This is a genomic window from Rothia mucilaginosa (assembly GCF_019334805.1).
Lineage (GTDB): Bacteria > Actinomycetota > Actinomycetes > Actinomycetales > Micrococcaceae > Rothia > Rothia mucilaginosa_C.
This window is the reverse complement of record NZ_CP079822.1, coordinates 1,598,533-1,624,860: the sequence shown is the minus strand read 5'-3', so window position 1 is coordinate 1,624,860 and position 26,328 is coordinate 1,598,533. Positions and strand designations below refer to the sequence as shown.

General features: G+C 60.5%; 22 protein-coding genes and 4 tRNA genes. 12 read left to right on the top strand and 14 right to left on the bottom strand.

The window, feature by feature from the left end; genetic code table 11:
* Positions 1-4: 4 nt before the first annotated feature.
* From rplK to LPB405_RS06470, 4 genes are all read right to left on the bottom strand, one after another.
* Entirely contained in the window at positions 5-433 is a 429-nt protein-coding gene (rplK, locus tag LPB405_RS06485) for a 50S ribosomal protein L11 (RefSeq protein WP_005504870.1), read from the bottom strand.
* Positions 434-697: 264 nt separating this feature from the next.
* On the bottom strand, positions 698-1,444 hold the full coding sequence (gene nusG, locus LPB405_RS06480) for a transcription termination/antitermination protein NusG (RefSeq protein WP_012903012.1): 747 nt from the start codon (positions 1,442-1,444) through the stop codon (positions 698-700).
* A gap of 104 nt (positions 1,445-1,548) precedes the next feature.
* Positions 1,549-1,827, bottom strand: a complete 279-nt coding sequence (secE, locus tag LPB405_RS06475) for a preprotein translocase subunit SecE (RefSeq protein WP_219100795.1) — start codon at positions 1,825-1,827, stop codon at positions 1,549-1,551.
* 77 nt (positions 1,828-1,904) lie between these two features.
* A tRNA-Trp gene (locus LPB405_RS06470) sits at positions 1,905-1,977 on the bottom strand.
* Between the two features lie 355 nt (positions 1,978-2,332).
* On the opposite strand from LPB405_RS06470, the gene LPB405_RS06465 reads away from it, so the two are divergent.
* Positions 2,333-3,535, top strand: a complete 1,203-nt coding sequence (locus LPB405_RS06465) for a pyridoxal phosphate-dependent aminotransferase (protein ID WP_219100793.1) — start codon at positions 2,333-2,335, stop codon at positions 3,533-3,535.
* A 491-nt stretch (positions 3,536-4,026) separates the two neighbouring features.
* Complete coding sequence (locus tag LPB405_RS06460; RefSeq protein ID WP_219100791.1) at positions 4,027-5,058, top strand: 6-phosphofructokinase; 1,032 nt, start codon at positions 4,027-4,029, stop codon at positions 5,056-5,058.
* Between the two features lie 124 nt (positions 5,059-5,182).
* On the opposite strand, the gene ygfZ is transcribed toward LPB405_RS06460, so the two are convergent.
* Complete coding sequence (ygfZ, locus tag LPB405_RS06455; RefSeq protein WP_219100789.1) at positions 5,183-6,418, bottom strand: CAF17-like 4Fe-4S cluster assembly/insertion protein YgfZ; 1,236 nt, start codon at positions 6,416-6,418, stop codon at positions 5,183-5,185.
* Positions 6,419-6,483: 65 nt separating this feature from the next.
* Positions 6,484-7,173, bottom strand: a complete 690-nt coding sequence (locus LPB405_RS06450; protein ID WP_049349557.1) for an FABP family protein — start codon at positions 7,171-7,173, stop codon at positions 6,484-6,486.
* A 634-nt stretch (positions 7,174-7,807) separates the two neighbouring features.
* On the opposite strand from LPB405_RS06450, the gene LPB405_RS06445 reads away from it, so the two are divergent.
* The 7 genes from LPB405_RS06445 to asd all read left to right on the top strand — a co-directional run bounded on the left by LPB405_RS06445 (position 7,808) and on the right by asd (position 16,271).
* On the top strand, positions 7,808-8,485 hold the full coding sequence (locus LPB405_RS06445; RefSeq protein ID WP_219100787.1) for a winged helix-turn-helix transcriptional regulator: 678 nt from the start codon (positions 7,808-7,810) through the stop codon (positions 8,483-8,485).
* A 179-nt stretch (positions 8,486-8,664) separates the two neighbouring features.
* Positions 8,665-9,729 (top strand): mycothiol synthase, encoded by a 1,065-nt coding sequence (gene mshD, locus LPB405_RS06440; RefSeq protein ID WP_219100785.1) that lies wholly within the window; start codon positions 8,665-8,667, stop codon positions 9,727-9,729.
* 66 nt (positions 9,730-9,795) lie between these two features.
* Positions 9,796-12,069 (top strand): RNA degradosome polyphosphate kinase, encoded by a 2,274-nt coding sequence (locus tag LPB405_RS06435; RefSeq protein ID WP_219100783.1) that lies wholly within the window; start codon positions 9,796-9,798, stop codon positions 12,067-12,069.
* Positions 12,070-12,320: 251 nt separating this feature from the next.
* Positions 12,321-13,328, top strand: a complete 1,008-nt coding sequence (locus tag LPB405_RS06430; RefSeq protein ID WP_219100781.1) for an NUDIX hydrolase — start codon at positions 12,321-12,323, stop codon at positions 13,326-13,328.
* Between the two features lie 153 nt (positions 13,329-13,481).
* Entirely contained in the window at positions 13,482-14,363 is an 882-nt protein-coding gene (locus LPB405_RS06425; RefSeq protein WP_219100779.1) for a thymidylate synthase, read from the top strand.
* Positions 14,364-14,385: 22 nt separating this feature from the next.
* Complete coding sequence (locus LPB405_RS06420; RefSeq protein ID WP_219102060.1) at positions 14,386-15,036, top strand: dihydrofolate reductase; 651 nt, start codon at positions 14,386-14,388, stop codon at positions 15,034-15,036.
* 95 nt (positions 15,037-15,131) lie between these two features.
* On the top strand, positions 15,132-16,271 hold the full coding sequence (asd, locus tag LPB405_RS06415; RefSeq protein WP_219100777.1) for an aspartate-semialdehyde dehydrogenase: 1,140 nt from the start codon (positions 15,132-15,134) through the stop codon (positions 16,269-16,271).
* 125 nt (positions 16,272-16,396) lie between these two features.
* Here the strand turns inward: asd and LPB405_RS06410 are convergent, their stop codons facing one another.
* Positions 16,397-16,693 (bottom strand): PGPGW domain-containing protein, encoded by a 297-nt coding sequence (locus LPB405_RS06410; protein ID WP_257604877.1) that lies wholly within the window; start codon positions 16,691-16,693, stop codon positions 16,397-16,399.
* Between the two features lie 308 nt (positions 16,694-17,001).
* On the opposite strand from LPB405_RS06410, the gene LPB405_RS06405 reads away from it, so the two are divergent.
* Positions 17,002-18,429, top strand: coding sequence for an MFS transporter (locus LPB405_RS06405; protein WP_219100773.1), 1,428 nt, complete (start codon positions 17,002-17,004; stop codon positions 18,427-18,429).
* 134 nt (positions 18,430-18,563) lie between these two features.
* On the top strand, positions 18,564-19,523 hold the full coding sequence (locus LPB405_RS06400; protein WP_219100771.1) for a histidine kinase: 960 nt from the start codon (positions 18,564-18,566) through the stop codon (positions 19,521-19,523).
* A 130-nt stretch (positions 19,524-19,653) separates the two neighbouring features.
* Here the strand turns inward: LPB405_RS06400 and LPB405_RS06395 are convergent, their stop codons facing one another.
* The 3 genes from LPB405_RS06395 to LPB405_RS06385 all read right to left on the bottom strand — a co-directional run bounded on the left by LPB405_RS06395 (position 19,654) and on the right by LPB405_RS06385 (position 21,921).
* Complete coding sequence (locus LPB405_RS06395; RefSeq protein WP_070690990.1) at positions 19,654-20,760, bottom strand: UDP-N-acetylmuramate dehydrogenase; 1,107 nt, start codon at positions 20,758-20,760, stop codon at positions 19,654-19,656.
* Positions 20,761-21,007: 247 nt separating this feature from the next.
* Positions 21,008-21,469, bottom strand: coding sequence for a MaoC family dehydratase (locus LPB405_RS06390; RefSeq protein WP_005508334.1), 462 nt, complete (start codon positions 21,467-21,469; stop codon positions 21,008-21,010).
* The gene (locus tag LPB405_RS06385) at positions 21,469-21,921 is read right to left on the bottom strand and encodes a MaoC family dehydratase N-terminal domain-containing protein (RefSeq protein WP_005504824.1); all 453 of its coding nucleotides are present in this window, start codon (positions 21,919-21,921) and stop codon (positions 21,469-21,471) included. The genes LPB405_RS06390 and LPB405_RS06385 overlap by 1 nt, the downstream gene beginning before the upstream one ends.
* 201 nt (positions 21,922-22,122) lie before the next feature.
* Between LPB405_RS06385 and LPB405_RS06380 the strand changes: the two genes are divergently transcribed.
* Positions 22,123-23,124 (top strand): LLM class flavin-dependent oxidoreductase, encoded by a 1,002-nt coding sequence (locus tag LPB405_RS06380; RefSeq protein WP_049347348.1) that lies wholly within the window; start codon positions 22,123-22,125, stop codon positions 23,122-23,124.
* 183 nt (positions 23,125-23,307) lie between these two features.
* On the opposite strand, the gene LPB405_RS06375 is transcribed toward LPB405_RS06380, so the two are convergent.
* From LPB405_RS06375 to LPB405_RS06360, 4 genes are all read right to left on the bottom strand, one after another.
* A tRNA-Thr gene (locus LPB405_RS06375) sits at positions 23,308-23,379 on the bottom strand.
* A 1-nt stretch (position 23,380) separates the two neighbouring features.
* A tRNA-Met gene (locus LPB405_RS06370) sits at positions 23,381-23,454 on the bottom strand.
* Between the two features lie 38 nt (positions 23,455-23,492).
* A tRNA-Thr gene (locus LPB405_RS06365) sits at positions 23,493-23,564 on the bottom strand.
* 285 nt (positions 23,565-23,849) lie between these two features.
* Positions 23,850-26,063 (bottom strand): DEAD/DEAH box helicase, encoded by a 2,214-nt coding sequence (locus LPB405_RS06360; protein WP_070506996.1) that lies wholly within the window; start codon positions 26,061-26,063, stop codon positions 23,850-23,852.
* Positions 26,064-26,328 lie beyond the last annotated feature (265 nt).

Sequence of the window (26,328 nt, the reverse complement as noted above, 5' to 3'; positions counted from 1 at the left end):
GAAATTACTCGACGGTGATACCCATGGAACGAGCGGTACCTGCGATGATCTTGGAAGCAGCATCCAGGTCGTTTGCGTTCAGGTCGGGCATCTTGGTCTCAGCGATCTCGCGCACCTGAGCCTCGGTCAGCGAACCAACCTTGGTGGTGTGAGGAACAGCGGAGCCCTTAGCAACGCCAGCAGCCTTCTTGATCAGCTGGGAAGCCGGAGGAGTCTTGGTGATGAAGGTGAAGGAGCGATCCTCGTAGACGGTAATCTCAACGGGGATGATGTTACCGCGCTGCGACTCAGTTGCAGCGTTGTATGCCTTGCAGAACTCCATGATGTTCACACCGTGCGAGCCCAGTGCGGGGCCGACGGGGGGAGCCGGGTTAGCGGCGCCTGCCTGGATCTGCAGCTTGATGAGGCCAGTGACCTTCTTCTTGGGAGCCAATGTAGGGTCCTTTTCTTAGCTGGGAACCGACGCACAGGAGCGTACGCCGGCAAGACGGTGACCGTGGCGCGGTCACCCGTGCATCCACATGAAAGCGTGACATGCGCATACACAAACCAACATTCTAGCGTTAAACAGCAACTTAATCCAGTGCCAGCTAGCAGAAAGATTAAACCCCGCCCGCACAGCCGCCGCTTATAAAGCCGACACAAAATATGAGCCCCGCACCAACAGTGCGAGGCTCATATTCACACGCTAGAAGCGTTAAATCTTTTCAATCTCGGTGAAGCTCAAGGTCACCGGGGTGTCGCGGCCGAAGACGGAAATCATCACAACAATCTGCTGGGACTCGCCCTTGATCTCCGAAACGGTAGCGTCCATGCCCTCGAAAGCACCGGACTTCACGCGGACGTTCTCGCCCACAGTGTAGTCGGACTCGATAACGGGCTTGGAAACGGGCAGGCCCTGGCTCTGCTGCTGCTCTTCAAAGACCGGCAGGAGCATGTCAAAGACCTCGTCCATGCGCAGCGGGACCGGGTTGTACGCATCCTGACCCACGAAGCCAGTCACACCGGGGGTGTGGCGGACAACGCCCCACGAGTGGTCGGTCAGTTCCATACGAACCAGAACGTAACCGGGAACGCGCACGCGGCGGATGGTCTTCTTCACGGTGTTCTTGAACTCAACCACGGTCTCCATGGGAACCTGAACCTCGAAGATCTCATCTTCAGCTTCCAGGTTCTGGATACGGGTCTCGATACCGGTCTTCACCTTGTTCTCGTAACCGGAGTAGGTGTGCACCACGTACCAGTCGCCCGCCTGACGGCGCAGCTTGGACTTGAATTCTTCCAGAGCGTCGACTTCCTCAGCCGCCTCAGCAGCTGCTTCAGCCACCTCGACAGCCTCGGTAGCTTCCTCAGCCTGCTGCTCAATAGCCGCAGACTCCTCAGTAGCCTCAGCAGCGGCTACCTCGACCTCTTCAATCTCGGATACCAGTTCCTGCTCGGACACGTCGCTCCTACTTTCTATCGTTAATCATCTAGAGGGGACTCCCACTCACCAATACGCTGAGGGAAATCACTGATGGGGCACCCCAGATCAGGATGCAGCCAGTACTAGTTACGCTTGATCGTTCCGTTACCGAAAATCCAGAATGCTCCCTGGCCGAAAAGATAATCCAGACCAGAAATAAGCAGGAGCATCACCACGACAAAGAACAGAACTCCGAAGAAGTAACCAACCAGTTCGCGCCCGGTGGGAGTAGTAACCTTCTTCAACTCCGCAATAACTTCACGGAGGAATGCAAAAATACGGCCGAAGAAACCGAGCTTCTTATCGCTCTTCGACGATGCGCCGGGCTGAACAGCCTTCTCGGCGGTAGCAGACGATGCCATTTCTTCTGCCCCTTTCTGAGTCTAAAAAAGTACGCCCGGGGAACGGGCGTACGAAGATGTTATTGAGGCAATAAAAGCAGGGCGGACAGGACTCGAACCTGCAACCTGCGGTTTTGGAGACCGCTGCTCTACCAATTGAGCCACCACCCTTTGAAGTTTTCACTTCAGGTGTGAGAGTTGCTTCTCACGTGCTTACTCCTCCACTGCCTCCTAAGCCGTGGCTTTAGAGGGGCAAACAATTACACCCTTGCGGGTGCAGAACTAACTGTAAACCATCTTTCGGGGCCGATGCAACTTCAGAATGTAATATTTTTTCGAAAAACCTCTTGAGATACCTTGACGAAGGGTTCCGCATCACCACTAGTGACCCGTATTCTATTACTAAGGAACGCCGCTCACACCCGCGCCCATCACGCGCGAATTGGTCCCCCACGCGTATTCCCATCACCTATTCCCTTGTCGACTTCACGCCGGCAGCGCACAAGAAGAAAGAGAAGAGAGCCCCATGGCGCGTATTTCAAGCCGCATCGGTGCCATCGCACCCTCCGCAACCCTTGCCGTCGACGCAAAGGCAAAAGCACTCAAGGCTCAGGGACGCCCCGTCATCGGTTTCGGCGCAGGCGAACCGGACTTCCCCACCCCCGCGCACATTGTTGACGCAGCACGCGAAGCGCTCAACGACCCCAAGAACTTCCGCTACTCCCCCGCATCCGGCCTTCCCGAGCTGAAGAAAGCCATTGCCGAAAAGACCCTGCGCGACTCCGGTGTAGAGGTTGACCCCTCCCAGGTTATCGTCACCAACGGCGGCAAGCAGGCCGTCTACCAGGCCTTTGCAACCGTCATCGACGAAGGCGACGACGTCCTACTGCCCGCGCCCTACTGGACCACCTACCCCGAATGCATCCGCCTGGCAGGCGGCAACCCCATCGAGGTGTTCGCCGGTAGCGACCAGCACTACAAGGTCACCGTCGAGCAGCTCGAAGCCGCATACACCCCCGCCACCAAGGCACTCATCTTCGTCTCCCCCTCCAACCCGACCGGTGCCGTCTACACCGAAGAGGAAACCCGAGCCATCGGCGAATGGGCACTGTCCAAGGGTATTTTCGTGCTGACCGACGAGATTTACGAACACCTCACCTATGACGGTGTTAAGGCAGTCTCCATCCTGAAGGCAGTACCCGAGCTCGCTGACCTATGCGTCATTCTCAACGGCGTGGCAAAGACCTACGCCATGACCGGTTGGCGTGTGGGCTGGATGATTGGCCCGCGCGACGTTATCGCCGCAGCCTCCAACCTGCAGTCCCACATGACCTCCAACGTCAACAACATCGCCCAGCGTGCCGCCCTTGAAGCACTGACCGGCCCGCAGGATGACGTGGAAATCATGCACACCGCCTTCGATCGCCGCCGCCGCACCATTGTGGAGGGCCTGAACGCTATTGAAGGCGTTCACTGCCCCGTACCCACCGGCGCGTTCTACGCCTACCCGGACGTACGCGAGCTGCTCGGCAAGGAAATCGCAGGCGTACGCCCGCAGACCACCGCAGAACTGGCTGAGCTCATCCTCGAAAAGGCTGAGGTCGCCGTGGTTCCCGGTGAGGCATTCGGCCCCAGCGGCTACCTGCGCCTCTCCTACGCCCTGAGCGACGAGGACCTGGCAGAGGGCCTGGCACGTCTGCAGAAGTTCCTCGGTCAGGCACGCGACTAGTTCCTTACCCCTGACCCCGCTCACTGAACCGTGCAACTCACCTCGATGGAGGCTGCGGTTCGGTAGGGACGGCGGTTCAGACGTGGGATGAACCGGCACAAAACGATCAATCACAGGGCTATTGACCGTTTTTTGCCCTAGAAACCGAGAATCCCACAAATATTTAAAAATATTTTTAAAACGAATGAGGCTTCCCGCATCTTTACAGATGCGAGGAAGCCTCATTCGTCTCTTCGGTGCCATAGGTGGGAAAGGGCGGCTATTTGTGTTTCAAACCCAAACATACAGGTACCAAAAACCTGAACTTTTCAGCACCAAAACGGGCGTTCCCACGGCTTTCCACCACTACCCACACAACCCAAACATCGCTAAAATAGAGACCAAGAGAATGACCTCCCGACCGGTGCACATCCGCGCGCCGAATTTGTGGAGGTCATAGTTATATACACGCGCGCACAACACCTAAAACGCGCAGACATTAGGAGCCAACCATGAAGATCGGTCTGCTTACTTCCGGCGGCGACTGCCCCGGCCTGAACGCTGTTATCCGCGGCGCTGTCCTCAACGGCGTCAAGAAGTACGGCTACGAGTTCGTCGGCTTCCGCGATGGCTGGCGCGGCGTCGTTGAAGGCGACTACATGGACCTGCCCCGCCAGAAGGTCCGCGGCCTGGCATCCCAGGGCGGTACCATCATCGGTACCTCCCGTACCAACCCCTTCGACGGCCCCAACGGTGGCCCCGAAAACATCGAAATCATGATGGAACGCCACGGCATCGACGCAATCGTCGCTATCGGCGGTGAAGGCACCCTCGCAGGCGCAAAGCGTCTGGCAGACGCAGGCCTGCCCGTCATCGGTGTCCCCAAGACCATTGACAACGACCTGCGCGCAACCGACTACACCTTCGGCTTCGACACCGCAGTGTCCATCGCAACCGAGGCAATGGACCGCATCCGCACCACCGGCGAATCGCACCACCGTTGCATGGTCGCCGAGGTCATGGGCCGCCACGTCGGCTGGATTGCACTGCACTCCGGCATGGCAGCAGGCGCACACGCCATCCTGATCCCCGAGGTCAAGGTCTCCATGGAGCAGGTTGCAAACTGGGTCAAGGAAGTACACGACCGCGGCCGCTCTCCCCTGGTTGTTGTTGCTGAAGGCTTCATCCCCGAAGGCTTCGACGACGTCATGGCAAACAAGGGTACCGAGAAGGACGGTCGTCCCCGCCTCGGTGGTATCGGTGAGTACATCACCCAGGAAATCGAGAAGATGACCGGCGTCGAAACCCGCAACACCATCCTGGGCCACATCCAGCGCGGTGGCGCACCCACCGGCTACGACCGCGTGCTCGCAACCCGCCTGGGCATGGGCGCAGTCGACATGGTCGCTCAGAAGCAGTGGGGCAAGATGGTCTCCGTTCAGGGCACCGAAATCAAGTACGTACCCCTCGAAGAGGCACTGGACGGTCTGAAGTCCGTACCTCAGGAACGTTGGGAAGAAGCAGCCGTCCTCTTCGGCCGCTAAACCCCGCAACCTCAGCACATTAGCTGGGCGCACATACTAAAACCGCGGAGGCGGGCACTCGCAACGAGTGTCCGCCTCCGCGGTTTTATGCAGGTAGTCAGCTGCTATTGCCTAATCAGATACTCTAGCGCTTTAAGAAGTCCTGACCCGCCAAAGAACGACGCGCCACTTCACCGGATTCCGGCGAAACCACCGTCGTCTGAGCCACCGCGTACTCGGTCGCCGGCGCTGGCGAACCATCGGGCAGGAAGTCACCGCCATCGACCGCACGCAAAGGCGCCTGCGGGTCAACGCCGCGCTTGATCACAGCCAATGCAATCGGGCCTGCCTCATAATGCAGCGCCACAGAGGTAATGCGACCGACCGGGCGGGACTTGCCCTCCACAAACAGTTCACTACCTGCCGCCGGCAGGGTGTGCTCCGAACCGTCAATATCCAAGAACACCAGACGGCGCGGGGGACGACCCAGGTTATGCACGCGAGCCACCGTCTCCTGGCCCTTGTAGCAGCCCTTATCGAAATGCACCGCGGTACGGGTGTAATCCAGCTCCTGAGGGATGGTCTTATCGTCAGCCTCGGTGCCGTAGCGCGGGCGCCACGCCTCAATACGCAGAGCCTCCGCAGCCCACAGACCCGCAAAACGCGCGTCCGAAGATTCAGCCAGGGCGGGCAGAACAGAACGCGGCACAATGCTCAAGAAACGCACGTAGTCCGCGCCGGGGTGGGCGTCACCCGCCTCATCGTAACGGTAGCTACCCGGTGCCGGAGTGTGCCAGGGGTCCTCCCACACCAGCGGCTTGCACTCAGCGAGTGCCGGATGCACCGAACCGTCCTGCAGGATCGGGTTGCGGGCGCTCTCCAGCACCGCATACTCGTCGCTGAGGTTCTGCACCTCAACGCGCATCATGAACTTCATACGGTTTAGGTAATCGGTCAGCGGCTGAGCCTGGTAGCCCTCCACGATCAGCCAGAGCGCCTCGCCGTCTTCAATTGCGGCGGGTGCGTACTCCACGCGGCCCTGAGGGGAAAGCAGCAGGAACTCGCGGCTCTCCCCGGCGGTCATACCGGTCAGAATCTGCGAGGCGATGGAAGTCAGCCAGGTCTGGCGGTCCGGCCCCTCAACACGCACTACGCCCAGGGAGGAGCGGTCCACCAGCACTAGCGGCTCGTCCGCGCTGGCGGAGCGGTCGAAGCTGAGGGCGCGCTGCTCCAGCATAGGGTTGCCGTAGTGTGCGGCGACGCCTGCATCCAGCCCGGAGGCGGCAAAAGCGCCGTGCAGGCTCAGCAGGGGGCTCACCGGGCGGGCGGCATCGGGCTGGGGTGCCTCAGCCTGAGGCACTTCAAGCGAAGATTCAGTCACGGAAGGTGCACCTTTCACACAAAGAGTCTGCCCCGCCAACCAGCGGGGCAGACACAAGTTAGTTATTAGGCGGTGGGCTCAGAGCCGGGCTCGCCGGTGGGCTCTTCGCCATCCAGGGAACCGAACATCGAGGTGCCCAGGGAATCGCCGGTCATCGAGGAGGTCTTGCGCAGTTCAGCGGAGGCGTGCTTGTGCAGCTTACCCTCGGCGTCTGCGACCTCCCAGTCCCACATGAGGTTGCCGTTGACCAGGCCCCACAGGCGCACGGAGCCTGCGTATTCGTGGGAAATATCATCGCGCAGCAGGTTGCCGGTCTGCATGCGAATGACCGGGCCCTTGACCATGCCCACGTAGTTTTCGCTAATACCGCCGGGGTGCGCAATGGTTGCCAGCAGGGAGAAGCCGTCGTCGGCGTTGCGGAGAGTCTCTACGCTTGCCGCGTCAGCGAAGGCGGGAACAACGTCCTTGGGGACGATACCGAAGCCGCCGTCAGCGTCGGTGAGGGGGCGGTCAATCTGCCAGAAACCGGTTTCAACGGTGATGGGGCGCAGCTTCTGACCCTCGTCATCGAGCAGGAAAGACTCAGCGCGGTATTCAATGAAGGGCAGACCATCCTGCTCAAAAGTAATAATCTGGCCGAAGGGGGTGTTTTCCTGGCCTTCGTACCACATGGTTCCGGTGCCTTCCCAGGTGCCGAGCAACCATGCGAAGGGAACAAGTTCAGGGGTTAGGTTGGTAGGGATTTCAATAGCCATACCTTCCATTTTAGTATCCTGCGTACAACAGTAGCCTGTTCGTTCGCTCACGGCACGGGGTAGCACCGCCGTCTGCAGAGTAAACGGTACGGCGGGCAGCATAAAGAAAACCCCCAACCGGAGGGGACCGGGTGGGGGTTCACGCCGCCATTGGCGAGGCGGTACGAACCGTACGACCGCCTAAAGCCCTGTGTGGGCGATGCTTCTGCTCTGTGCGGGAAGACTACTTCTGTCCGCTGAAGAGGCCACGCAACACTGCGAATGCACCGATACCGATGCACACGGAGATGATAGCCATCAGCGACATGAAGAGAGCTTCAAGAGCCATAAGATTGTTTTCCATGCCTTAAACCTACCATAGACCCGCCCCGAAAGGGCGAGAATCAGCGGCAGAAACATAGTGAACAGCACGATTCTCAACAGGCATACGCCCCACCCGGCGCCAGCAAGATATTAGCCCCGCAGAATCCGGGTAGGTGCCCCATCATAGCCAGCTGAGAAGCCTGTACGAACAGTCCGGAATACGATATTCACCCCCCGCCTGCACCAGCTCCCACAGCCGCAACACAGGCAGGCTAGTACACTAGAAAGAGCCAAAAGTTTTACACGGGAAATATGCAGGAAAGGAGAGAGTGTGTACCGTATTGCGCTTCTGAGCGATACCGCCGCGCAGGATATGATTCCCTCGCTGAGTCTACTCAGCCACAAGGTACACGTTTTCCCCCTCGACACCGCCCATACGGCTCTCGAAACCGAGACATTCGACCTGCTCATGGTCGATGCCCGCACCGCCCTCGTTAAAGCACGCCACTGCGCCCAGCTACTGCGCGCCGCCGGCGTACAGTTGCCGCTCATCGCACTCCTGAATGAAGGCGGTATGGCGGCGGTTGCAGCCTCCTGGCAGGTTGACGATATTGTTTCTGACCAGGCCTCCCCCTCCGAAATGGATGCGCGCCTGCGCCTCGCCATCAAGAGCGACGCCGGTGCAGAAGAAGAGAACACCGAAGAGCGCATCGTGCGCGCGGGCAACCTCGTTATTGACACCCAGGCGTACTCCGCACATCTTTCCGGTACCGCGCTGAACCTGACCTTCAAAGAGTTTGAACTGCTCAAGTTCATGGCTCAGCACCCCGGACGCGTCTTCTCCCGTGCCCAGCTGCTCTCTGAGGTGTGGGGTTACGACTCCTACTACGGCGGCACCCGCACCGTGGACGTGCACGTGCGTCGTCTGCGTTCCAAGCTCGGCACCGAATACGAGCAGATGATTTCGACCGTGCGTAACGTGGGTTATTCCTTCAACAGCACCCGCTAAATTTTTCGGTGCCAACCGCTGTTTTGGTGTGCCCGTTCTTAAGTAGCTTCGCCGCTGAGCCGAGTACCAGAATGCGTAAATGTTCCGGTTCTTGTCATATTCGCCCAGGACGGAGAACAAACTCTCCAAAGAGCAACTATCCCCGGTAGAGTTGAATCAGAAGGCTACGAAAGAAGGCGATGATGGTACACAACCAGACACCCGATTCCTCCACCCTGCCCGCTGAAAGCTCCCTTGTTTACGCGGAACCGCAGCTCACCGAAGAGCTGCTGGAACGCTTCGATTCCTTCGCTCAGAAGGTTGCCCGCCATGACGGCGTCTCGGCGTTCTCTGAGCAGACCCGCATCGAGCTGAGCAAGGCATTGCGTGAAAGCACCCTGACCCCTCCGCGTTTCTTTGTCGCCGAGGATAACGGCACCCTCGCCGCCGTGTTTGTGGCGCTCACCCCCGCCAACGACGAAGACACCGGCGTGATTGAGGCAGCCGTCGCCCCCGAATACCGCGGACAAGGCGCAGGCAGCGCATTCTTCGACCACGCCGTCCGTCAGCTGGGTGAAGACGCCGTACGATACCGCCTCTGGGTTCACGGCAGCGCCACCGACACCGGCATTGAAAGCCCCGCCCACGCGTTCGCGACCCTGCACGGTTTCGAGCCGGTACGTGTGCTGTACAAGATGGTTCTGCCCCTGGACGCGCAGACCCGCGAAGAGCTCGTGGAACGCTCCGATGCGCGCACCCTGCCGGAAAACCTGCGGATGCGTACCTTCACCGGCGCGGACGAATTCCCCTGGCTGCGCGTGAACGCCGCTGCTTTTGCACACCACCCGGAGCAGGGCAAGCTCACCCTTGCTGATTTGCGCGAGCGCACCGGCTCCCCCTGGTTCCGTCCCGAGGGTTTCTTCATCGCCTCCGAGGTGGATGATGACTCCGCCATTGCGGCGTTCACTTGGACGAAGATCCCGACCGGTCAGGAGCAGGGCGAGCTGTCCCCCTCCGGCGAGATTTATGTGGTGGGTGTGAGCCCGCAGGCTCAGGGAGGCGGCTTGGGTCGCACCCTCACCCTGCGCGCGCTGGCATACCTGGCATGCGCTGAGGATGAGAACGGCGAGCCGCTGCGCGCCATTGACCTGTACGTGGACGCAGATAATGACGCTGCCTACGCCCTCTACACGTCCTTGGGCTTTGGCGTGGCGACGGTCGACCGCATGTACGCTCCCGCGCAGCAGGATGAGCCTGCCGCCTAGTTTTCTGTGCGCCGTCTCCGGCGTGCTTCTTCACGACTTATCCCCGATCAGAAAGGCAAGTACAGTATGGTACCCGCCCCCAATGGCCTGAATAAGGCGCCTAAGCCCAAGCCGTCTGAGCCTGCGCCCATGACCGGTGTCATTCACATTGGCCACGATATTTCGAAGATTGAGCGCGCCGAATCTCGCGGTGACCGCATTGAGAAGGGCGAAAAGCGCTCCTACTTCAGCCTTGAAGAGGAGTTCGGTCCGGAGCGTTTCTTTGACCGTGAGAGCAGCTGGCTGGACTTCAACACCCGCGTGCTGGAGCTCGCGGAGGACCCGAACCTGTTCCTGCTGGAGCGTCTGAACTTCCTGGCGATTGTGGCCTCTAACCTGGACGAGTTTTTCATGGTGCGTGTGGCGGGTCTGAAGCGTCGCATTGCGACCGGTCTGGCGGTTCCTTCGGCTGCCGGTCTGAGCCCCGAGGAGCAGATGGAAGAGATCGCTGAACGCGCTCACCAGCTGCAGGCTCGTCACGCTGATGTGTTCCACAACCAGGTGCTACCGGCTCTGGAGGAGCAGAACATCCGTATCGTGGGTTGGAATGACCTGGATACGGACGCTAAGCAGCGTCTGCGTCAGGAGTTCATGCAGGACATCTTCCCGATTCTGACTCCGCTGGCGGTTGACCCGGCGCACCCCTTCCCGTACATTTCGGGTCTGTCGTTGAACCTTGCGGTACTGGTGCGTAACCCTCAGACCGGCAAGGAGCTGTTCGCTCGCGTGAAGGTGCCCGATCAGCTGGACCGTATGATCTCTGTGGATGGTTCGCGTGCCGCCAACACTGCGGGCCGCGAGAGCCGCTACATTGCGCTCGAAGACATCATTGCTGAGCACCTGGATACGCTCTTCCCGGGCATGGAGGTTGTGGAGCACCACGTCTTCCGCGTGACTCGTAACGAGGATCTCGAGGTGGAAGAGGACGACGCCGAGAACCTGCTGAAGGCTCTGGAGAAGGAGCTTCTGCGCCGTCGTTTCGGTCCGCCGGTCCGTCTGGAGGTTGAGGACACCATCAACCCGACCATCCTGGATCTGCTGATTTCTGAGCTGAATATTGATGAGTCTGAGGTGTACCGCCTGCCGGCTCCGCTGGATCTGCGCGGCATGAGCGCGATTGTTCGTGCGAACCGCCCGGCGCTGCACTACCCCAAGCACATTGCGCACACTTCCCGCTGGCTCAACGCCACCGAGACTGCGAAGGCTGCGGACGTGTTCGCTGCCGCCCGCGACCACGACGTGTTGCTGCACCACCCGTACGATTCCTTCGCGACCAGTGTGCAGGCGTTCCTGGCTCAGGCTGCCGCTGACCCGCGTGTTCAGGCGATTAAGCAGACTCTGTACCGCACCAGTGGCGACTCCCCCATCGTGGATGCGCTGATTGAGGCGGCTGAGGCTGGCAAGCAGGTTGTGGCGCTGGTCGAGATTAAGGCTCGCTTTGATGAGGAAGCCAACATCTCCTGGGCTCGTAAGCTGGAGCGCGCGGGCGTGCACGTGGTGTACGGCATCGTGGGTTTGAAGACTCACTGCAAGCTGTCTCTGGTGGTGCGCCGCGAGGGTAACCACCTGCGTCGTTACGCGCACATTGGTACCGGTAACTACCACCCGTCGACCGCTCGTTTCTACGAGGATTTGGGCATTATCACCTGTGATGAGCAGATCTGTGAGGATGTCTCCCGCCTGTTCAACCAGCTGTCCGGTTACGCGCCGAAGACCAACTACCAGTCGCTGCTGGTGGCGCCGCGTACTCTGCGTAGCGGCCTGATTGAGTGCATCGATCAGGAGATTGAGAACCACAAGGCGGGTCGTCCGGCGAAGATTCAGATTAAGTGCAACTCCATGGTGGATGAGGCCATCATCGATTCGCTGTACCGTGCTTCGCAGGCTGGCGTGCCGGTGGATGTGGTGGTTCGCGGTATTTGCGCGCTGCGCCCGGGCGTTAAGGGTCTGAGCGAGAATATTCGCGTCCGTTCGGTGCTGGGTCGCTTCTTGGAGCACTCGCGCGTGTTTGCGTTTGAGAACGGTGGCGATCCGATTGTCTACATTGGCTCTGCCGATATGATGCACCGTAACCTGGATCGCCGCATTGAGGCTCTGGTACCGGTGAAGGATCCGCGCCATGTGAAGTACCTGCGTGACATGTTCACCATCTACATGAGTGATTCTTCGCGTACTTGGCACCTGGATTCTGAGGGTAACTGGACCCGCCACGACACCGATGATCAGGGCAACCCGCTGCAGGATGTGCAGTCGTACTACCTGAGCTCGCGTTCTCGTAAGAACGTGGTGGATAAGGTCTAAGGATGTACCGCTGACCTGCCGGTGATTTCTGGTCGTGAACCCCGTCTGTTCTCGCGCTTTATGGCGTGGGGCAGGCGGGGTTTTCCGCGTGTCGTGCAAAAACGTGCGGTGGACTAGTGCACTTAGCGCAAAAGTGAACAACAGGTTACGTTGAGATTACAACTTGACGCTTCTCTCCCCTACAATTAGACGCGGAGCATGGTGCCCTCTGGCATTGTGCACAAGCCTAGCGAAGAGGTTCAGAGAGAGATATGGCACCGCTGGATTCCCCCTCCATCTACTACTCGGCACGACGTTTTGACGCGGTCAACAGCATTGACCGTTCCCCCGCGAACACTGCGGATATTGTTGCTTCTGGCGCACTGATTTGGCGTATGCGCGATGGTGCGCTTGAGGTCCTGATCATTCACCGCCCTCGTTATGACGACTGGTCCTGGCCTAAGGGTAAGCAGGATCCGGGTGAGTCCCTGGCTGAGACCGCTATTCGTGAGATTCGCGAAGAGGTCGGCCTGCAGGTTGTTCTGGGTGTGCCCCTGGCGGTGACGTCCTACCCGGTGGGTGGCCGTCCGAAGGATGTTTTCTATTGGGCTGCTGAGCTACCCGATGGTGCCCGCGCCCTGGCTGATGAGGGTGAAGTGGATGAGCTGCGTTGGGTATCCACCGACGTGGCTCGCGCTCTGCTGACCAATCATGATGACCTGGCGCCTCTGGAGTCTCTGGAGGCTCTGGCGGAGGCGGATGCGCTGCGCACCCGCCCGATTCTGATTGCCCGCCACGCGAAGGCTAAGCCGCGTTCGAACTGGGCTGCTGCTGAGGATGACCGTCCGCTCGCGGCGACCGGCAAGCGTCAGGCGCTGGCTTCTAGCCGTCTCTTTGCGGCGTGGGCTCCGAGCCGTATTATTTCTTCCCCGTGGTTGCGTTGCGTTCAGACTGTGACCCCGTACTCGGTGGATTATGGTGTGTCGGTGAAGGAGAAGAAGTCCCTGTCTGAGGCGGGCGCTCAGCGTCACCCGGCGCGTGTTGCCCGTACCGTGGCGTCCCTGTTCGATAAGGATTCTTCCTCGCTGCTGTGCACGCACCGCCCGGTGCTGCCTCGGGTGATGGATGTTCTGCGCGAGTACCTGTTTGAGGGTTCCGCGGAGGTTCTGCCGACCGAGGACCCGTACCTGGAGCCCGGCGATGCCCTGGTTCTGCAGGTGACTGAGGGCGATGACCCGCGTATTGTCTCGGTGGAGCGTGTACGCGCTGCTCTGGACTAACACCCATATACTTTGATCTTCTAACGGCGAGCGCGCTGGGCTTTATGCTCAGCGCGTTTGCTCTACCTGCGCCCGTTCGAGGGTTTTACAATAGAGGGGCGGTTGATTCTTTGCCGTCTCTCACGTCTACTGACAGGATTCAAGGTTTTTCTTATGACTCACGCAATCCCCACCCCTTACGAAGATCTTCTGCGCGAAATCCTCGAGGAGAACAAGGACGCCATCGCGGCGGATGCGCAGCGTTCCGACCGTACCGGCACCGGTACCTTCGGCGTGTTTGGCCGTCAGATGCGTTTTGACCTGCGTGAGTCGTTCCCGCTGATTACCACCAAGCGCGTGCACTTCAAGTCTGTTGCCATTGAGTTGCTGTGGTTCTTACGCGGTTCCTCGAATGTGCGCTGGTTGCAGGAGCGCGGCGTGACCATTTGGGATGAGTGGGCTGATGAGAACGGCGATTTGGGCCCGGTCTACGGCGTGCAGTGGCGTTCTTGGCCGGCCCCCGACGGTGGCACGATTGACCAGATTGCGAAGGTTATCGATTCGTTGAAGAATAACCCGAGCTCTCGCCGCCATATTGTTTCGGCGTGGAACCCTGCCGAGGTGGACAACATGGCGCTTCCACCCTGCCACGCACTCTTCCAGTTCTACGTGCACGAACGCGCGGACGGTGTGAAGGAGCTGTCCTGCCAGCTGTACCAGCGTAGCGCGGACATGTTCCTGGGCGTGCCCTTCAATATCGCCTCCTACGCTCTGCTGACCTACCTGATTGCTGAAGAGGTCGGTATGGTGCCGGGCGAGTTCATCTGGACCGGCGGCGACTGCCACATCTACTCGAACCACCTGGAGCAGGTGAAGAAGCAGCTGGGCTACGGCACCGACCCGGAGGGTAACCCCTACCCGCCGCGCGAACCGTACCCGTACCCGAAGCTGGTTATTAAGACCAAGAAGCCTTCTATTTTCGATTACGAGTATGAAGACTTTGAGCTGGTGGATTATAAGCACCACCCCGGTATTGCCGCCCCGATTGCGGTCTAGCTGCAGGTTGTAAGGAGGCATGATGTTTCGTCTGGGCGCTATTTGGGCTCAAACTGATGCCGGCATCATTGGTCGTGACGGGGATATGCCCTGGTACGCTCCGGAGGATTTGGCGCACTTCAAGAAGGTGACGCTGGGTGCTCCGGTGATTATGGGTCGCCGCACCTGGGAGTCGTTCCCGCCGCGTTTTCGCCCGCTACCGGGCCGTACGAATATTGTGATTAGCCGTTCGGTCACCGAGGCAGAAGAACGCGATGGTGCACTGTGGGTTCCTTCGCTGGATGCGGCGCTGTACGCGGCGCGTGACGCCGCGGGTGCAGCGGTCGAAGATATCCCCGCAGATACCGCCGAAGTTGATGCTTGGATTCTTGGCGGCGGCTCCGTGTACGCGGAGGCGCTCTCCCGCACCGACCTGCCCGCCTTTGATCGGGTAGAGACGGTGGAGCGTACTCTCTTCTACTGCCAGGAAGGTAACGAGATCACCGGCGATACGCGAGCGCCCGAACTGCAGCTTGCAGATTCTGCGGGTAACTGCGAGGGTCAATCCCCGAACGGGTGCTGGCGGGTCATCTCCGAGAGTGCCTGGGAGAAGAGCGAGAAGGGCTACCTGCTCGATGAGTCGGGCATGAAGAACCCCATGTACTTCTCGTTCCAGCGGCTCGAGCGTCTGTAGCTCTCGCGCACGTGCCGGTACCGGGCCGTTCCGAATATCAAATTTTTTGTACGGTGTTAGTCCACACCCGCCAGCCTGAGAGTACACTGGGAACCATGAACTTTAATCCCGGTGACTCTGTAGGTTTTGTTGGCTGGCGCGGCATGGTGGGCTCCGTCCTCATGAAGCGCATGGTTGAGGAAGGCGACTTCGAGGGCATTACCCCCGTCTTCTTCACCACCTCTAATGTTGGTGGCGCAGCGCCCACCTTCGACGGCGTGATTGAGCCGTCCGAGCTGAAGGACGCATACGACATTGACGAGCTGCGCAAGCACTCGATTATTGTGACCGCTCAGGGCGGTGGCTACACCGAGGCTGTGCACCCGAAGCTGCGTGCAGCTGGCTGGGACGGCCTGTGGATTGATGCCGCTTCCACCCTTCGCATGAACGATGACTCCATCATCGTGCTGGACCCCATCAACCGCGACGTCATCGACCGCGGCCTGGCATCCGGCGTGAAGGACTTCGTCGGCGGTAACTGCACCGTCTCCTGCCTGCTGATGGGTCTGGGCGGCCTCTTCAAGAACGACCTGGTCGAGTGGGCAACCTCCATGACCTACCAGGCAGCATCCGGCGGCGGCGCCCGCCACATGCGCGAGGTGCTCGCACAGTTCCGCGACCTGGGCAACGAGGTCTCTGAGGAGCTGAACGACCCCGCATCCGCAATTCTGGACATCGACCGCAAGATTCTTGCTAAGCAGCGCTCCGGTGAGCTGGATTCCTCCCAGTTCGGTGTGCCGCTCGCAGGCTCCCTGATTCCTTGGATCGACTCGGATCTGGGTAACGGCCAGTCTCGTGAAGAGTGGAAGGCTGAGGTTGAGACCAACAAGATTCTGGGCCGTTCCGACGATAACAAGATCACTATGGACGGTCTGTGCGTCCGTATCGCTGCGATGCGCTCGCACTCTCAGGCGCTGACCATCAAGCTCAAGAAGGACCTGCCGCTCGAGGAGATTGAGCGCATCATCGCTGAGGACAACCCCTGGGTTCGCTTCGTGCCGAACGAGCGTGAGGCTTCCATGGAGCAACTGACCCCCGTGGCTGCTTCCGGTTCTCTGGAGATTCCGGTTGGTCGCGTGCGTAAGCTCGCGATGGGCCCCGAGTACATTAGCGCGTTCACCGTGGGTGACCAGCTGCTCTGGGGTGCTGCTGAGCCGATTCGCCGCATGCTGCAGATTGCTATTGGCAAGCTCTAAAGCTCACGACAAGCTATAACAAAAGCCCTCGCTACCATTCTTATTGGACGGGAGCGAGGGCTTTTTGTGTCTGCGTATAGCTTGCGCAGACCGGGTGAGCGCGAGCTGGATGAGCGCGGTCTGGGTTAGCGCCGGTTTGCGGCGGCTGCCTTACGTTCTGCCTTGCGTGCGGCTTTGCGTTCCTTACGCTGCTGTCGCCAGGCGCGGTAGCGGTACCAGGCGGTGAGCACCACGTGCTTCATGAAAATATTGGCGCGGCGTGCCCAGGTGAATTCGGTACCCCAAATGCCCAGGCCGATAAAGATGAACAGCCAGCCGGGGCCGGGGGTGACGAGCATAATCAGCCCGGCGATAAAGCAGAAGGCGCCCACGCCGATGACGAGGGGCTTGTAGAGATGACGCATGACCGGATGCGCGTGCATGCGCTCCTTGCGGGCTTCGAGCCAGCGGTGAAAGCGGCTGGTCTCGCTTTCTTTGACTTCATCTTCAAGGGTTTTCAGGGGTGGTCCTTCCAAACGTGCCGTAGGTGAGTTTCACCGGGCGGCGGTGGTTAGAGAATAGCATTCACTGCTGAATGGCGGCTGTGAAAGATTTCTTCATGTTGAGATTTTTCCGTCATCTTCAAAATTTTTTCGTTTCAATAGTGTTCAAGTCGAAAGTACCTTTATACACTGTAAGGGAACAATTCGCCCGGCATCATGCCTAAACACTAAGGAAGCGACCCACTATCGTGTCCTCCTCACGTCCCGTATCAACGGGCTCACCCCGCACCAACGCTGCTGCACCCGCTGGCACCTCTGCGCCCGCTACTGAACGCAACGCCGCTCCGACTCTCAACGAGCGCCTCGAAAACCTGCCCTTCACCCGCGCCCACGGCAAGCTCCTGGGCATCTCGGGTCTCGGCTGGGCGCTGGACGCCATGGACGTCGGCCTCATCTCCTTCGTCATGGCGGCACTCATCAAGGAATGGCAGCTCAGCCCCACCGAAGCCTCCTGGCTCGGATCCATCGGATTCGTAGGCATGGCGCTCGGTGCAACCTTCGGCGGTCTACTCGCCGATAAGCTCGGCCGCCGCTACATCTTCGCCCTCACCCTGCTGGTGTACGGTCTGGCGACCGGCGCCTCCGCCCTGGCAACCTCTCTGGGCGTGCTGCTCGTCTTCCGTTTCCTGGTCGGTCTGGGTCTGGGCGCGGAACTTCCCGTGGCATCCACCCTGATTTCTGAGTTCTCGCCGCGCGCTATCCGCGGCCGCGTCGTGGTCGCGCTGGAGGCTTTCTGGGCTCTGGGCTGGATCCTCGCCGCTCTCATCGGTACCTTCATCGTTCCGCAGGCGAACGGCTGGCGCTGGGCGCTTGCCATCGGTCTGATTCCCGCCATCTACTCGCTCGTGATCCGTATGGGAACCCCGGAGTCGGTGCGCTTCCTGGAGTCGGTCGGCAAGCACGATCAGGCTCGCCAGATTGTTGAACGTTTCGAGGCATCCCCCGCGCTCTTCTCCCGAACCAACAAGAAGCAGACCGAAGACGCTTCCGCACACGGCGCGGCAGAAAGCACCGACAACGCAGAATCCGCGAAGATCCACTCGATCTGGGCTGCCGGTCAGCGCCGCAAGACCATCGCCCTGTGCGTCATCTGGTTCTGCATCAACCTCTCCTACTACGGCGCGTTCATCTGGATTCCGGCGCTACTGAATGCCCAGGGCTTCAGCCTCGTGAAGTCCTTCGCGTTCACGCTCATCATGACCCTCGCTCAGCTGCCCGGCTACGCGGTCGCTGCCTACCTCATCGAAAAGTGGGGCCGACGCGCAACCCTGGCGACCTTCCTGCTCGGCTCCGCGCTGGCGGCTGCCGGCTACGGTATGGCGCACGCCGAGGTATTCATTATCCTCGCCGGCTGCATGCTCTCCTTCTTCAACCTCGGCGCGTGGGGTGCTCTCTACGCCCTGAGCCCGGAGATCTTCCCGACCCACCTGCGCGGAACCGGCACCGGTGCCGCCGCCGGTATCGGTCGTATCGCCTCCATCGCGGCACCGCTCATTGTGCCGCCGCTGGTCGCATTCGGTGGAACCCCGTTGCTCTTTACGCTCTTCTCCACCGCGTTCCTGGTAGCGGCAACCACCGTGTTCCTGTTGCCTGAACGCCGCGGCGAATCCCTCTAACGAGCCGCCCGCCCCCTACACAATGAGCTGTCCCTTCTGAACACTCTTTCCGAGCAGTCAGAAGGGACAGCTCATTTGTCATTTAAGCCCTCTAACCATGCACCACAACCTCAAACTATGAGAGGATACGTTCTATGCTCGATTCCTTCCTCTCCAACCTCTACAGCACAGAGTTCAGCCCCTGGCCCGTGAGCGAACACTACGCCGCAGAACGCGCTGGCGGCGTGCCCGAAGCCATGCTGCTACCCGGCGAACTCACCGTGCACCGTGGCGACGGGGCAAAAATGAGCTACTACCTGGACTGGCCCGAGGAATTCAACGAATATACCCGCGCAATCACCCTGCGCCCGCGCACTAAGAACGGCTACCCGCAGGACTTTATGTTCACCGTCGCCGTACGCGACGGCCAGGCTGTCTTCACCGCAACTGCTCTCAGCTTCTGGGAGCAGCGCGACGGACGCCCCTACGACCGTGAGCCCATCGCCCGCGGCTACGTGGACGTCGCCTCCTACGAATCCTGCGAGGAATACGCCGGCATTTCCGCCGCGCCCGCCCTCATCGGCTGGGATATCGCAGACCCCTACCCGGCACGCATGGCGCTCATCCGCGCCCTCTGCGAAGGAGTCGCCAGCAGCATCACGATGGGCACCCGAATCCTCGCGGACGGGCAGGTACAGGTCGACCACAAGGACGGGGATTTGCTCGCCCTACACGTAAACGCGATCAGCACCGTAGGCGGCATGGTCCGCGCCCTCATCATCGAGCAAGACCGCGTACCCAGCGGCGTATCTACCGGCACCTCCGAGCGTGCCGACCTGCAGACGCGCGCCTACTACGCCAACGTGCTCTCCCCCGTTCCCGGCGAGTTTGGAAATCTCGTCTGGTCCCACAGCGAGGACGCGGAATACTACCCGTACCGACCCACGCGCCATAAGCCGATTTTCCACGCCCCCAGCCCGCCGCAGAAGCTTCCCCTAGCGGTTCAGGTGTTGATGGAGCACCTACCCGCCGCTCCCCTGGCAGCAACGCGCACAGCGCCCAAGCGCAGGCCGTACCTGCCGGGGCAGGTGCGCCTCTCCTCGCCTCGCCACTAGCTCAGCGGGTCAATACAACGGTCAATGCAACGCTTCGGGCGGTCTCCCGATGAAGAGACCGCCCGAAGCGTTTATTCTGAAGCGTTTATTCTATGTGTCCTCGCGCGATGAGAGGCGAGAACTTGAGCGTTTAGATTTCGCCGTTGACCACGACAGGCTCAGGCACCAGGGTCACGCCGAAACGTTCACGCACGCCGTCACGCACAGCGCGGGCGATAGCGAAGATATCCTCAGCGGATGCGCCGCCGCGGTTCGTAATCGCCAGGGTGTGCTTGGTCGACAGGCTCGCACGGCCCTGAGCAATCTCGCGAGACTCACCCTCCAGGCCAAAGCCCTTCTCGAAACCGGCGTGCTGAATCAGCCAAGCAGCCGAAAGCTTCACGTGATCGGGGTCCTCGACACCCGCGGTGAACGGGGAAGTCTTCACGACCACCGGGAAGTTCGGGGCGCCCTCCGGCAGGGAATCCAGGGTCGAGCGCGGAACGATCGGGTTGGTGAAGAAGGAACCGGTGGAGAAAGTGTCACGATCCTCGGGGTTGAGCACCATGCCCTTGGAGCCACGCAGCTGAAGCACCTTTTCGCGTACCAGTGCGGATTCGGCGCGCTGACCGGGCTCAACGCCCAGGCTCCTCGCCAGCTCAGCGTAACGAATCGGGGAAGACAGGCTACCGAGGGTGAACTGGAAATCAACGGTCAGCACCACGTAGCGGGGCGAGCCGTTGACGGTTGCGCGCTTGAGCACCGAGTCGCGGTAGCCGAAGCGCAGGTCTGCGCTCGCGAAGGTCTTCCGAGTGTTCTTTTCGCGGTCCCAGGTGCGTACGGAGGCGATGAACTCGCCCACCTCAACGCCGTATGCGCCGACGTTCTGCACGGGGGTTGCACCCACGGTGCCGGGAATGCCGGAGAGAGCCGCGGGGCCAACCCATTCGTTCTCGATGCTGAGCTTCACGAAGTCGTCCCAGATGGTGCCCGCCTGCACGCGCACGTTCGCGCCGCCGCATGCGGGGATGGGCAGGACCTCTACGCCTTCGGAGGCGATGTGTACGACGGTTCCGTTGAAGCCTTCGTCGGAAACCAGCAGGTTGGAGCCGCCACCCACGATGAGGACGGGTTCGCCTGCGGCGTCTGCAGCGGAGACTGCTTCGATAATTTCTGCTTCGGAGGTGGCGCGGACGTAGGTCTTAGCGGGGCCGCCTACCTGGGCGGTGGTCAGTTCGCTCAACAGCTTTTCAGTCATAGGTTAAGAATACCGGTCGTTGTGCGGGGTCAACACCCGCCACGCGTTAAAGTCACAAAAACCTTATGGTGATTTTGCCTTCATTTTCCGGCGCGCCTCCCACACAAAAGAAGCGCCACCACCCGCCGGCGAGCGCGCAGCCGAACACACAGCCGAGCATGCAAAAGCCCCGGCACCACCGCATCGCGGTAGCACCAGGGCTTTCACATAGCTACTTTCACGCGGTTATCTACCCGCACAGAAAAATCTATGCCGAGAGACGAACCACAGCCTGGCTCTTCATCAGGACCTTCTGCTCCTTGCCTTCCTCATCACGAGCGGTGACGGTCAGGTCAATGCGGGCGGTGCGCTCTTCCTCGTTCAGGGCACCCACCTTACCGCTGATGGTCAGGGCGTTCGTGGGGGTGTCGGGGTTTTCGCCGCCGGGTGCATCCGCCACGGGAACGGGCTTGGTGAATCGAGTCTGGTAGTCCACGATCGCGCCGGGGTCGCCCACCCAGTCACTCACGAGCTGCACGGCGGTGCCCATGGTCAGCATGCCGTGAGCAATCACGCCGGACAGGCCCACAGACTGGGCAAAACGCTCGTTCCAGTGAATCGGGTTGAAGTCACCGGATGCGCCAGCGTAACGCACCAGCGAAGCGCGGGAGAGCTCCACGGTACGCGAACCGATGTCCTGGCCCTTTTCAAGATCTTCAAAACGCACCATTAGTTTTCCTCCTCAGCACGAACCAGCAGGGAAGAGATGCAGGTGGTGACCGGCTCGCCCTGCGCGTCAACGATTTCTTCGCGGGTGGTCAGCATTGCGCCGGCGCCCATGACGCGCACGGAGTCCACGTGGACTTCGGTGCGCAGCTCATCACCGGCAACAATGGGGCGGTGGTGGGTGAAGCGCTGGTCGGCGTGCACCACGCGGGAGAAATCAATACCGGCGGAATCGTCGTTGATGAGTGCCGCGTCAGCTGCCTGCGCCAGGATAATGGCGAAGGTCGGCGGGGCAATCACATCTGCGTACCCTGCCGCGCGGGCTGCCTCAACGTCGTGGTGGAGGGGGTTTTCTGCGTGAACTGCTCGGGCAAATTCGCGGATCTTTTCACGGCCGACAACGTAGGTGTTCTCGGACGGGTAGACCCTGCCCACAATCTCAGGGTTAATGCTCATGGTTTCAGTCTACCGTTCTTATGCACAGTGTTCAGCTCGAACGCGCAGAGTGGACGCATCAGCAAACAGCCAGCATGGATGCACGCAGTATTTCTTAGCATTGTTTACCTTCTAGCGAAGGCGCCCGGCGCGCCCCTACCCGTACAGCCCAAGCAGGCGTAGACTGAATGGGTACCCGCAATCAATCAAGAAGGAAAAGTTGTGTCTTCCAACGTAAAAATTTCGGTGCTTGACCTGATGCCGCACCGCCCCGATCAGCGTCAGCACCAGACCATGCTCAACACCATCGATGCCGCCCGCGCGGCTGAGTCCTACGGCTACGAGCGTTTCTGGGTCGCTGAGCACCACAATGCCGGTTCCCTGCTGTCCTCGGCGACCGTCGTGGTCATGGCGGAGATTGCCGCCGCAACCGAGCGTATTCGCGTGGGTTCGGGAGGCATTATGCTCCCCAACCACGCACCTTACGTGGTAGCGGAGCAGTTCGGTACCCTCAACGCGTTCCATCCCGGTCGTATTGACCTGGGTGTGGGCCGTGCGCCCGGCACTGACCCGATGACCGCCGCCGCTCTACGCCGCGACGATTCTGCCGCCATGAGCTTCCCCGCCGAGGTGCAGCAGCTGCAGCGGTTCCTGGGCGAGCCCTCCCCCATGCACCGCGTGCACGCCATTCCCGGTCAGGGCTCGAAGGTGCCCCTGTACATTCTGGGTTCTTCCCTGTTCGGTGCGCAGCTTGCCGCACAGCTGGGTCTGCCCTACGCGTTCGCTTCGCATTTTGCGCCCGCAATGCTGCAGGAGGCGGTGGACACCTACCGCGCGAACTTCAAGCCCTCGGAGCACCTGGAACAGCCCTACGTCATGGTGGGTGCAACCGCGATGCTCGCCGATACCGACGAGCGAGCACGCTACCTGTACACGACCCAGCAGCAGCATTTCCTGGGTGTGGTGCGCGGCAATCTGTCTTTCGCACCTCCCGTGGAAGATATGGACGCCGTCTGGACCGACGCGGAGAAGATGCACGTTGAACGCATGACCGCCGAAGCAATCGTAGGCTCTCCCGCCACCGCGCAGGCTCGTATTGAGGACCTGGTGGCACGCACGGGCGCTGACGAGCTCATCGTCATGACCGAGGCGTGGGAGCACGAGGACCGCCTGCGCTCCTACGAGCTGCTGTCCCAGCTGCCGGTGGTGCGCCGCGCCTCCTAACGCTTTGATCAGAGCATAAAGACGAAGCCCCCGAGTATTTTTCTCGGGGGCTTCGCTATGCCCGGTATCGAGCCGCAGGGCTGAGTACTATTGAGCGCCTGCAGACCGGGCTTCAGGCAAAGAAAATAGGCAGACAAAATTGGCAAACAAAAAAGCCTGCCTCCGAAGAGACAGGCCTATCTGAGCCCCGACCGGGAATCGATCCCGGGACCTCCATCTTACCAAGATGGCGCTCTACCACTGAGCTATCGGGGCGTAGCGGTGGACGGGCTCGATCCGTCGACCTCACGATTATGAGTCGTGCGCTCTAACCAGCTGAGCTACACCGCCACATCATTAATACGTGCTCTCGCATGAATTAATGAGAGAGCCCCGACCGGGAATCGATCCCGGGACCTCCATCTTACCAAGATGGCGCTCTACCACTGAGCTATCGGGGCAACAGGTAAAACTATACAGGTCTTCAGGAATGCTCGCAAGCGGAGAAGCTATGGCATACGCCACATTTATGCTTATCCGCTCTCCACACTGCCGCATGAGAGCCCAGCATTGACCAGGTATCACCACAACAGCTGATGCAAACACATCAACACACAAATACATAAAGACCGGCAGGAGAGCTCATCACTCCCCTGCCGGTCTTTGAATCATATGCGGATGACAAGGCTGCTAGCCGATAGCCTCAGCAAGCCCCTCGTACCGCAAATCCAGGCTTAGCCGAAATTTTAGTAGCGCTTGCCGCGGCCGCCAAAGTCACGGCCGCCCTCACGGTTACCGCGGTAGCCTCCATCGCGACGGTTATCACGGCCGCCGAAGTCGCGGCCGCCGAAGTCGCGGCCGCCATCACGGTTGCCACGGTAGCCACCATCGCGGCGGTTATCACGGCCGCCGAAGTCGCGGCCACCGAAGTCGCGGTCATTGCGCTTGCCACCGAAGTCACGACGCTTGAAGTCGCGGTCGCCACCGAAGTCGCGGCCACCGTCACGGTTACCGCGGTAGCCGCCCTCGCGACGGTTATCGCGACCGCCAAAATCGCGGCCACCCTCACGGTTGCCACGGTAGCCGCCCTCACGACGGCCACCACCGAAGCTGCGGCCACCGCCGCCACCCTTGGGACCGTTGTCCTTGCGGATGTTGATGAACTCGCCAGCAATCTTGGTGTCACGCAGACGGTCGAAGAAGTCGCGGGGCAGGTCCTCGGGCAGGCCAACAATGGTGAAGTGCTGGCGAATGTCGATGGAGCCAATCTGGGAGCCCTTAATACCACCCTCGTTAGCCAATGCACCCACAATAGCGCCTGCGGTCACGCGGGAGGAACGGCCAACGTTCAGCTTGTAGTTGACCATACCCTCATCGTTGTGCGCGCGCTTTGCCTTGCGGCCGCCGCGATCCGAATCTTCGTCAGAGAAGGGGCGGGACTTGTGGGCGATATCTTCGCTCTCATCGAGGAAGAAGGGGCGACCCTGCTGGGCGATAACAGCCAGTGCGGCCGCAATGTCCTCAGCGGTGGTGTCGTGCTCGTTCTCGTAGTCCTCGATAATCTGGCGGAAGAAGCTCAGGTCCTCAGACTCGATGGTCTCGGTAATCTGCTGTGCGAAGCGCTGCTTACGGGTCTCGTTCACTGCCTCTGCGGTGGGCATGTGCATCGGCTCGACCTTCTGGCGGGTTGCCTTCTCGATCTGACGCAGCATGTACTTCTCACGCGGGGTGACGAAGAGGATTGCGGCACCTTCGCGACCTGCACGACCGGTACGACCGATGCGGTGCACGTAGGACTCGGTGTCGTGGGGGATGTCGTAGTTGACGACCAGGGAGATGCGCTCAACGTCCAGGCCGCGTGCCGCCACGTCGGTTGCCACGAGGATGTCGATGCGGCCGTCACGCAGGGCGTCAACGGTGCGCTCACGCAGCTGCTGGGGGATGTCACCGTTAATCGCTGCCGCCGCGAAACCGCGTGCCTTCAACTTGTCGGCAACTTCCTCGGTTTCCTTCTTGGTGCGCACGAAGACAATGATGCCGTCGTAGTTTTCAACCTCGAGCACGCGGGTCATTGCGTCCAGCTTGTGGGAGTGCATGACCTGCATGTAGCGCTGGGAGATGTTTGAGCTGGTGGTGGTCTTAGCCTTGACGCGAACCTCGCGGGGGTCGTTCAGGTACTGCTGAGCAATCTTGCGGATCGAGTTGGGCATGGTTGCGGAGAAGAGGGCAACCTGCTTGCTGTCGGGGGTGCCTTCGAGGATCTTTTCCACGTCTTCGGCGAAGCCCATGCGCAGCATTTCGTCTGCTTCATCGAGTACCAGGTACTGCAGGTTGGACAGGTCCAGGGACCCCTTTTCCAGGTGGTCAATCACGCGGCCGGGGGTACCGACGACGACCTGCGCACCGCGGCGCAGACCAGCCAGCTGCGGGCCGTAGGGGGAGCCACCGTAGATGGGCAGGACGGTGAAGTCCTCCATGTGGGTTGCGTAGGAGGAGAAGGCTTCTGCAACCTGCAGAGCCAGCTCGCGGGTGGGTGCCAGGACCAGAACCTGGGTGTCGCGGGAGACGCCGTTGATGTCGGCGAGTTCAGCCATGCGGGACAGTGCCGGCAGCGCGAATGCTGCGGTCTTACCGGTACCGGTCTGTGCCAGACCAACCACGTCGTGGCCCTCAAGCAACAGGGGGATGGTCTGTTCCTGAATGGGGGACGGCTTCTCGTAGCCTACCTCTTCCAGGGCTGCCAGGACGCGTGCGTCCAGGCCCAGGTCGGTGAAGCGTACGCCTTCTTCTTCAGCCTTGTCGGCGGTTTCTTCGGCGGGTGCTTCTGCAGTAGCTTCTGCGATGGTTTCTTCTGCTTCTACAGCAGGGCTCTCAACGGTGTTCTCGGTGATGTTCTCAGTGGTCACAACGGTCTCTGCCTCGGCGTTCAGTTCGGCCGGGGTAGCAGTATTCTCAGTCAATTTTTCCTCTATACGGTAGGGGTGGATAGCGCACGCTTTTCGGCGCTTACCGGGTGTCCCCTTCACGGCCCAGCCACACATCATCCCCTGGGGAGTAGAGCGTCCAGGGGTCCTCCGTTACCGGCACATTCTGCAGAGGTGTTCTGCGGATGCTACGGGTAGCGGCTCTTTGCTGGGGGTGGTCTTGAATTTCTCGGCACATTATCCGCACGCTTGTTCGTACTCTACGCTCAACGCACAGTAGTTCCTGTGAATCAGGGTGTAC

Bases quoted from the DNA above. Each gene is read 5' to 3' on its own strand.
- secE (WP_219100795.1), bottom strand. From the start codon at position 1,827: ATGGCATCGTCTGCTACCGCCGAGAAGGCTGTTCAGCCCGGCGCATCG.
- LPB405_RS06465 (WP_219100793.1), top strand. From the start codon at position 2,333: ATGGCGCGTATTTCAAGCCGCATCGGTGCCATCGCACCCTCCGCAACC.
- LPB405_RS06460 (WP_219100791.1), top strand. From the start codon at position 4,027: ATGAAGATCGGTCTGCTTACTTCCGGCGGCGACTGCCCCGGCCTGAAC.
- LPB405_RS06450 (WP_049349557.1), bottom strand. From the start codon at position 7,173: ATGGCTATTGAAATCCCTACCAACCTAACCCCTGAACTTGTTCCCTTC.
- mshD (WP_219100785.1), top strand. From the start codon at position 8,665: ATGATGGTACACAACCAGACACCCGATTCCTCCACCCTGCCCGCTGAA.
- LPB405_RS06435 (WP_219100783.1), top strand. From the start codon at position 9,796: ATGGTACCCGCCCCCAATGGCCTGAATAAGGCGCCTAAGCCCAAGCCG.
- LPB405_RS06430 (WP_219100781.1), top strand. From the start codon at position 12,321: ATGGCACCGCTGGATTCCCCCTCCATCTACTACTCGGCACGACGTTTT.
- LPB405_RS06425 (WP_219100779.1), top strand. From the start codon at position 13,482: ATGACTCACGCAATCCCCACCCCTTACGAAGATCTTCTGCGCGAAATC.
- LPB405_RS06420 (WP_219102060.1), top strand. From the start codon at position 14,386: ATGTTTCGTCTGGGCGCTATTTGGGCTCAAACTGATGCCGGCATCATT.
- asd (WP_219100777.1), top strand. From the start codon at position 15,132: ATGAACTTTAATCCCGGTGACTCTGTAGGTTTTGTTGGCTGGCGCGGC.
- LPB405_RS06410 (WP_257604877.1), bottom strand. From the start codon at position 16,693: ATGCACGCGCATCCGGTCATGCGTCATCTCTACAAGCCCCTCGTCATC.
- LPB405_RS06400 (WP_219100771.1), top strand. From the start codon at position 18,564: ATGCTCGATTCCTTCCTCTCCAACCTCTACAGCACAGAGTTCAGCCCC.
- LPB405_RS06395 (WP_070690990.1), bottom strand. From the start codon at position 20,760: ATGACTGAAAAGCTGTTGAGCGAACTGACCACCGCCCAGGTAGGCGGC.
- LPB405_RS06390 (WP_005508334.1), bottom strand. From the start codon at position 21,469: ATGGTGCGTTTTGAAGATCTTGAAAAGGGCCAGGACATCGGTTCGCGT.
- LPB405_RS06385 (WP_005504824.1), bottom strand. From the start codon at position 21,921: ATGAGCATTAACCCTGAGATTGTGGGCAGGGTCTACCCGTCCGAGAAC.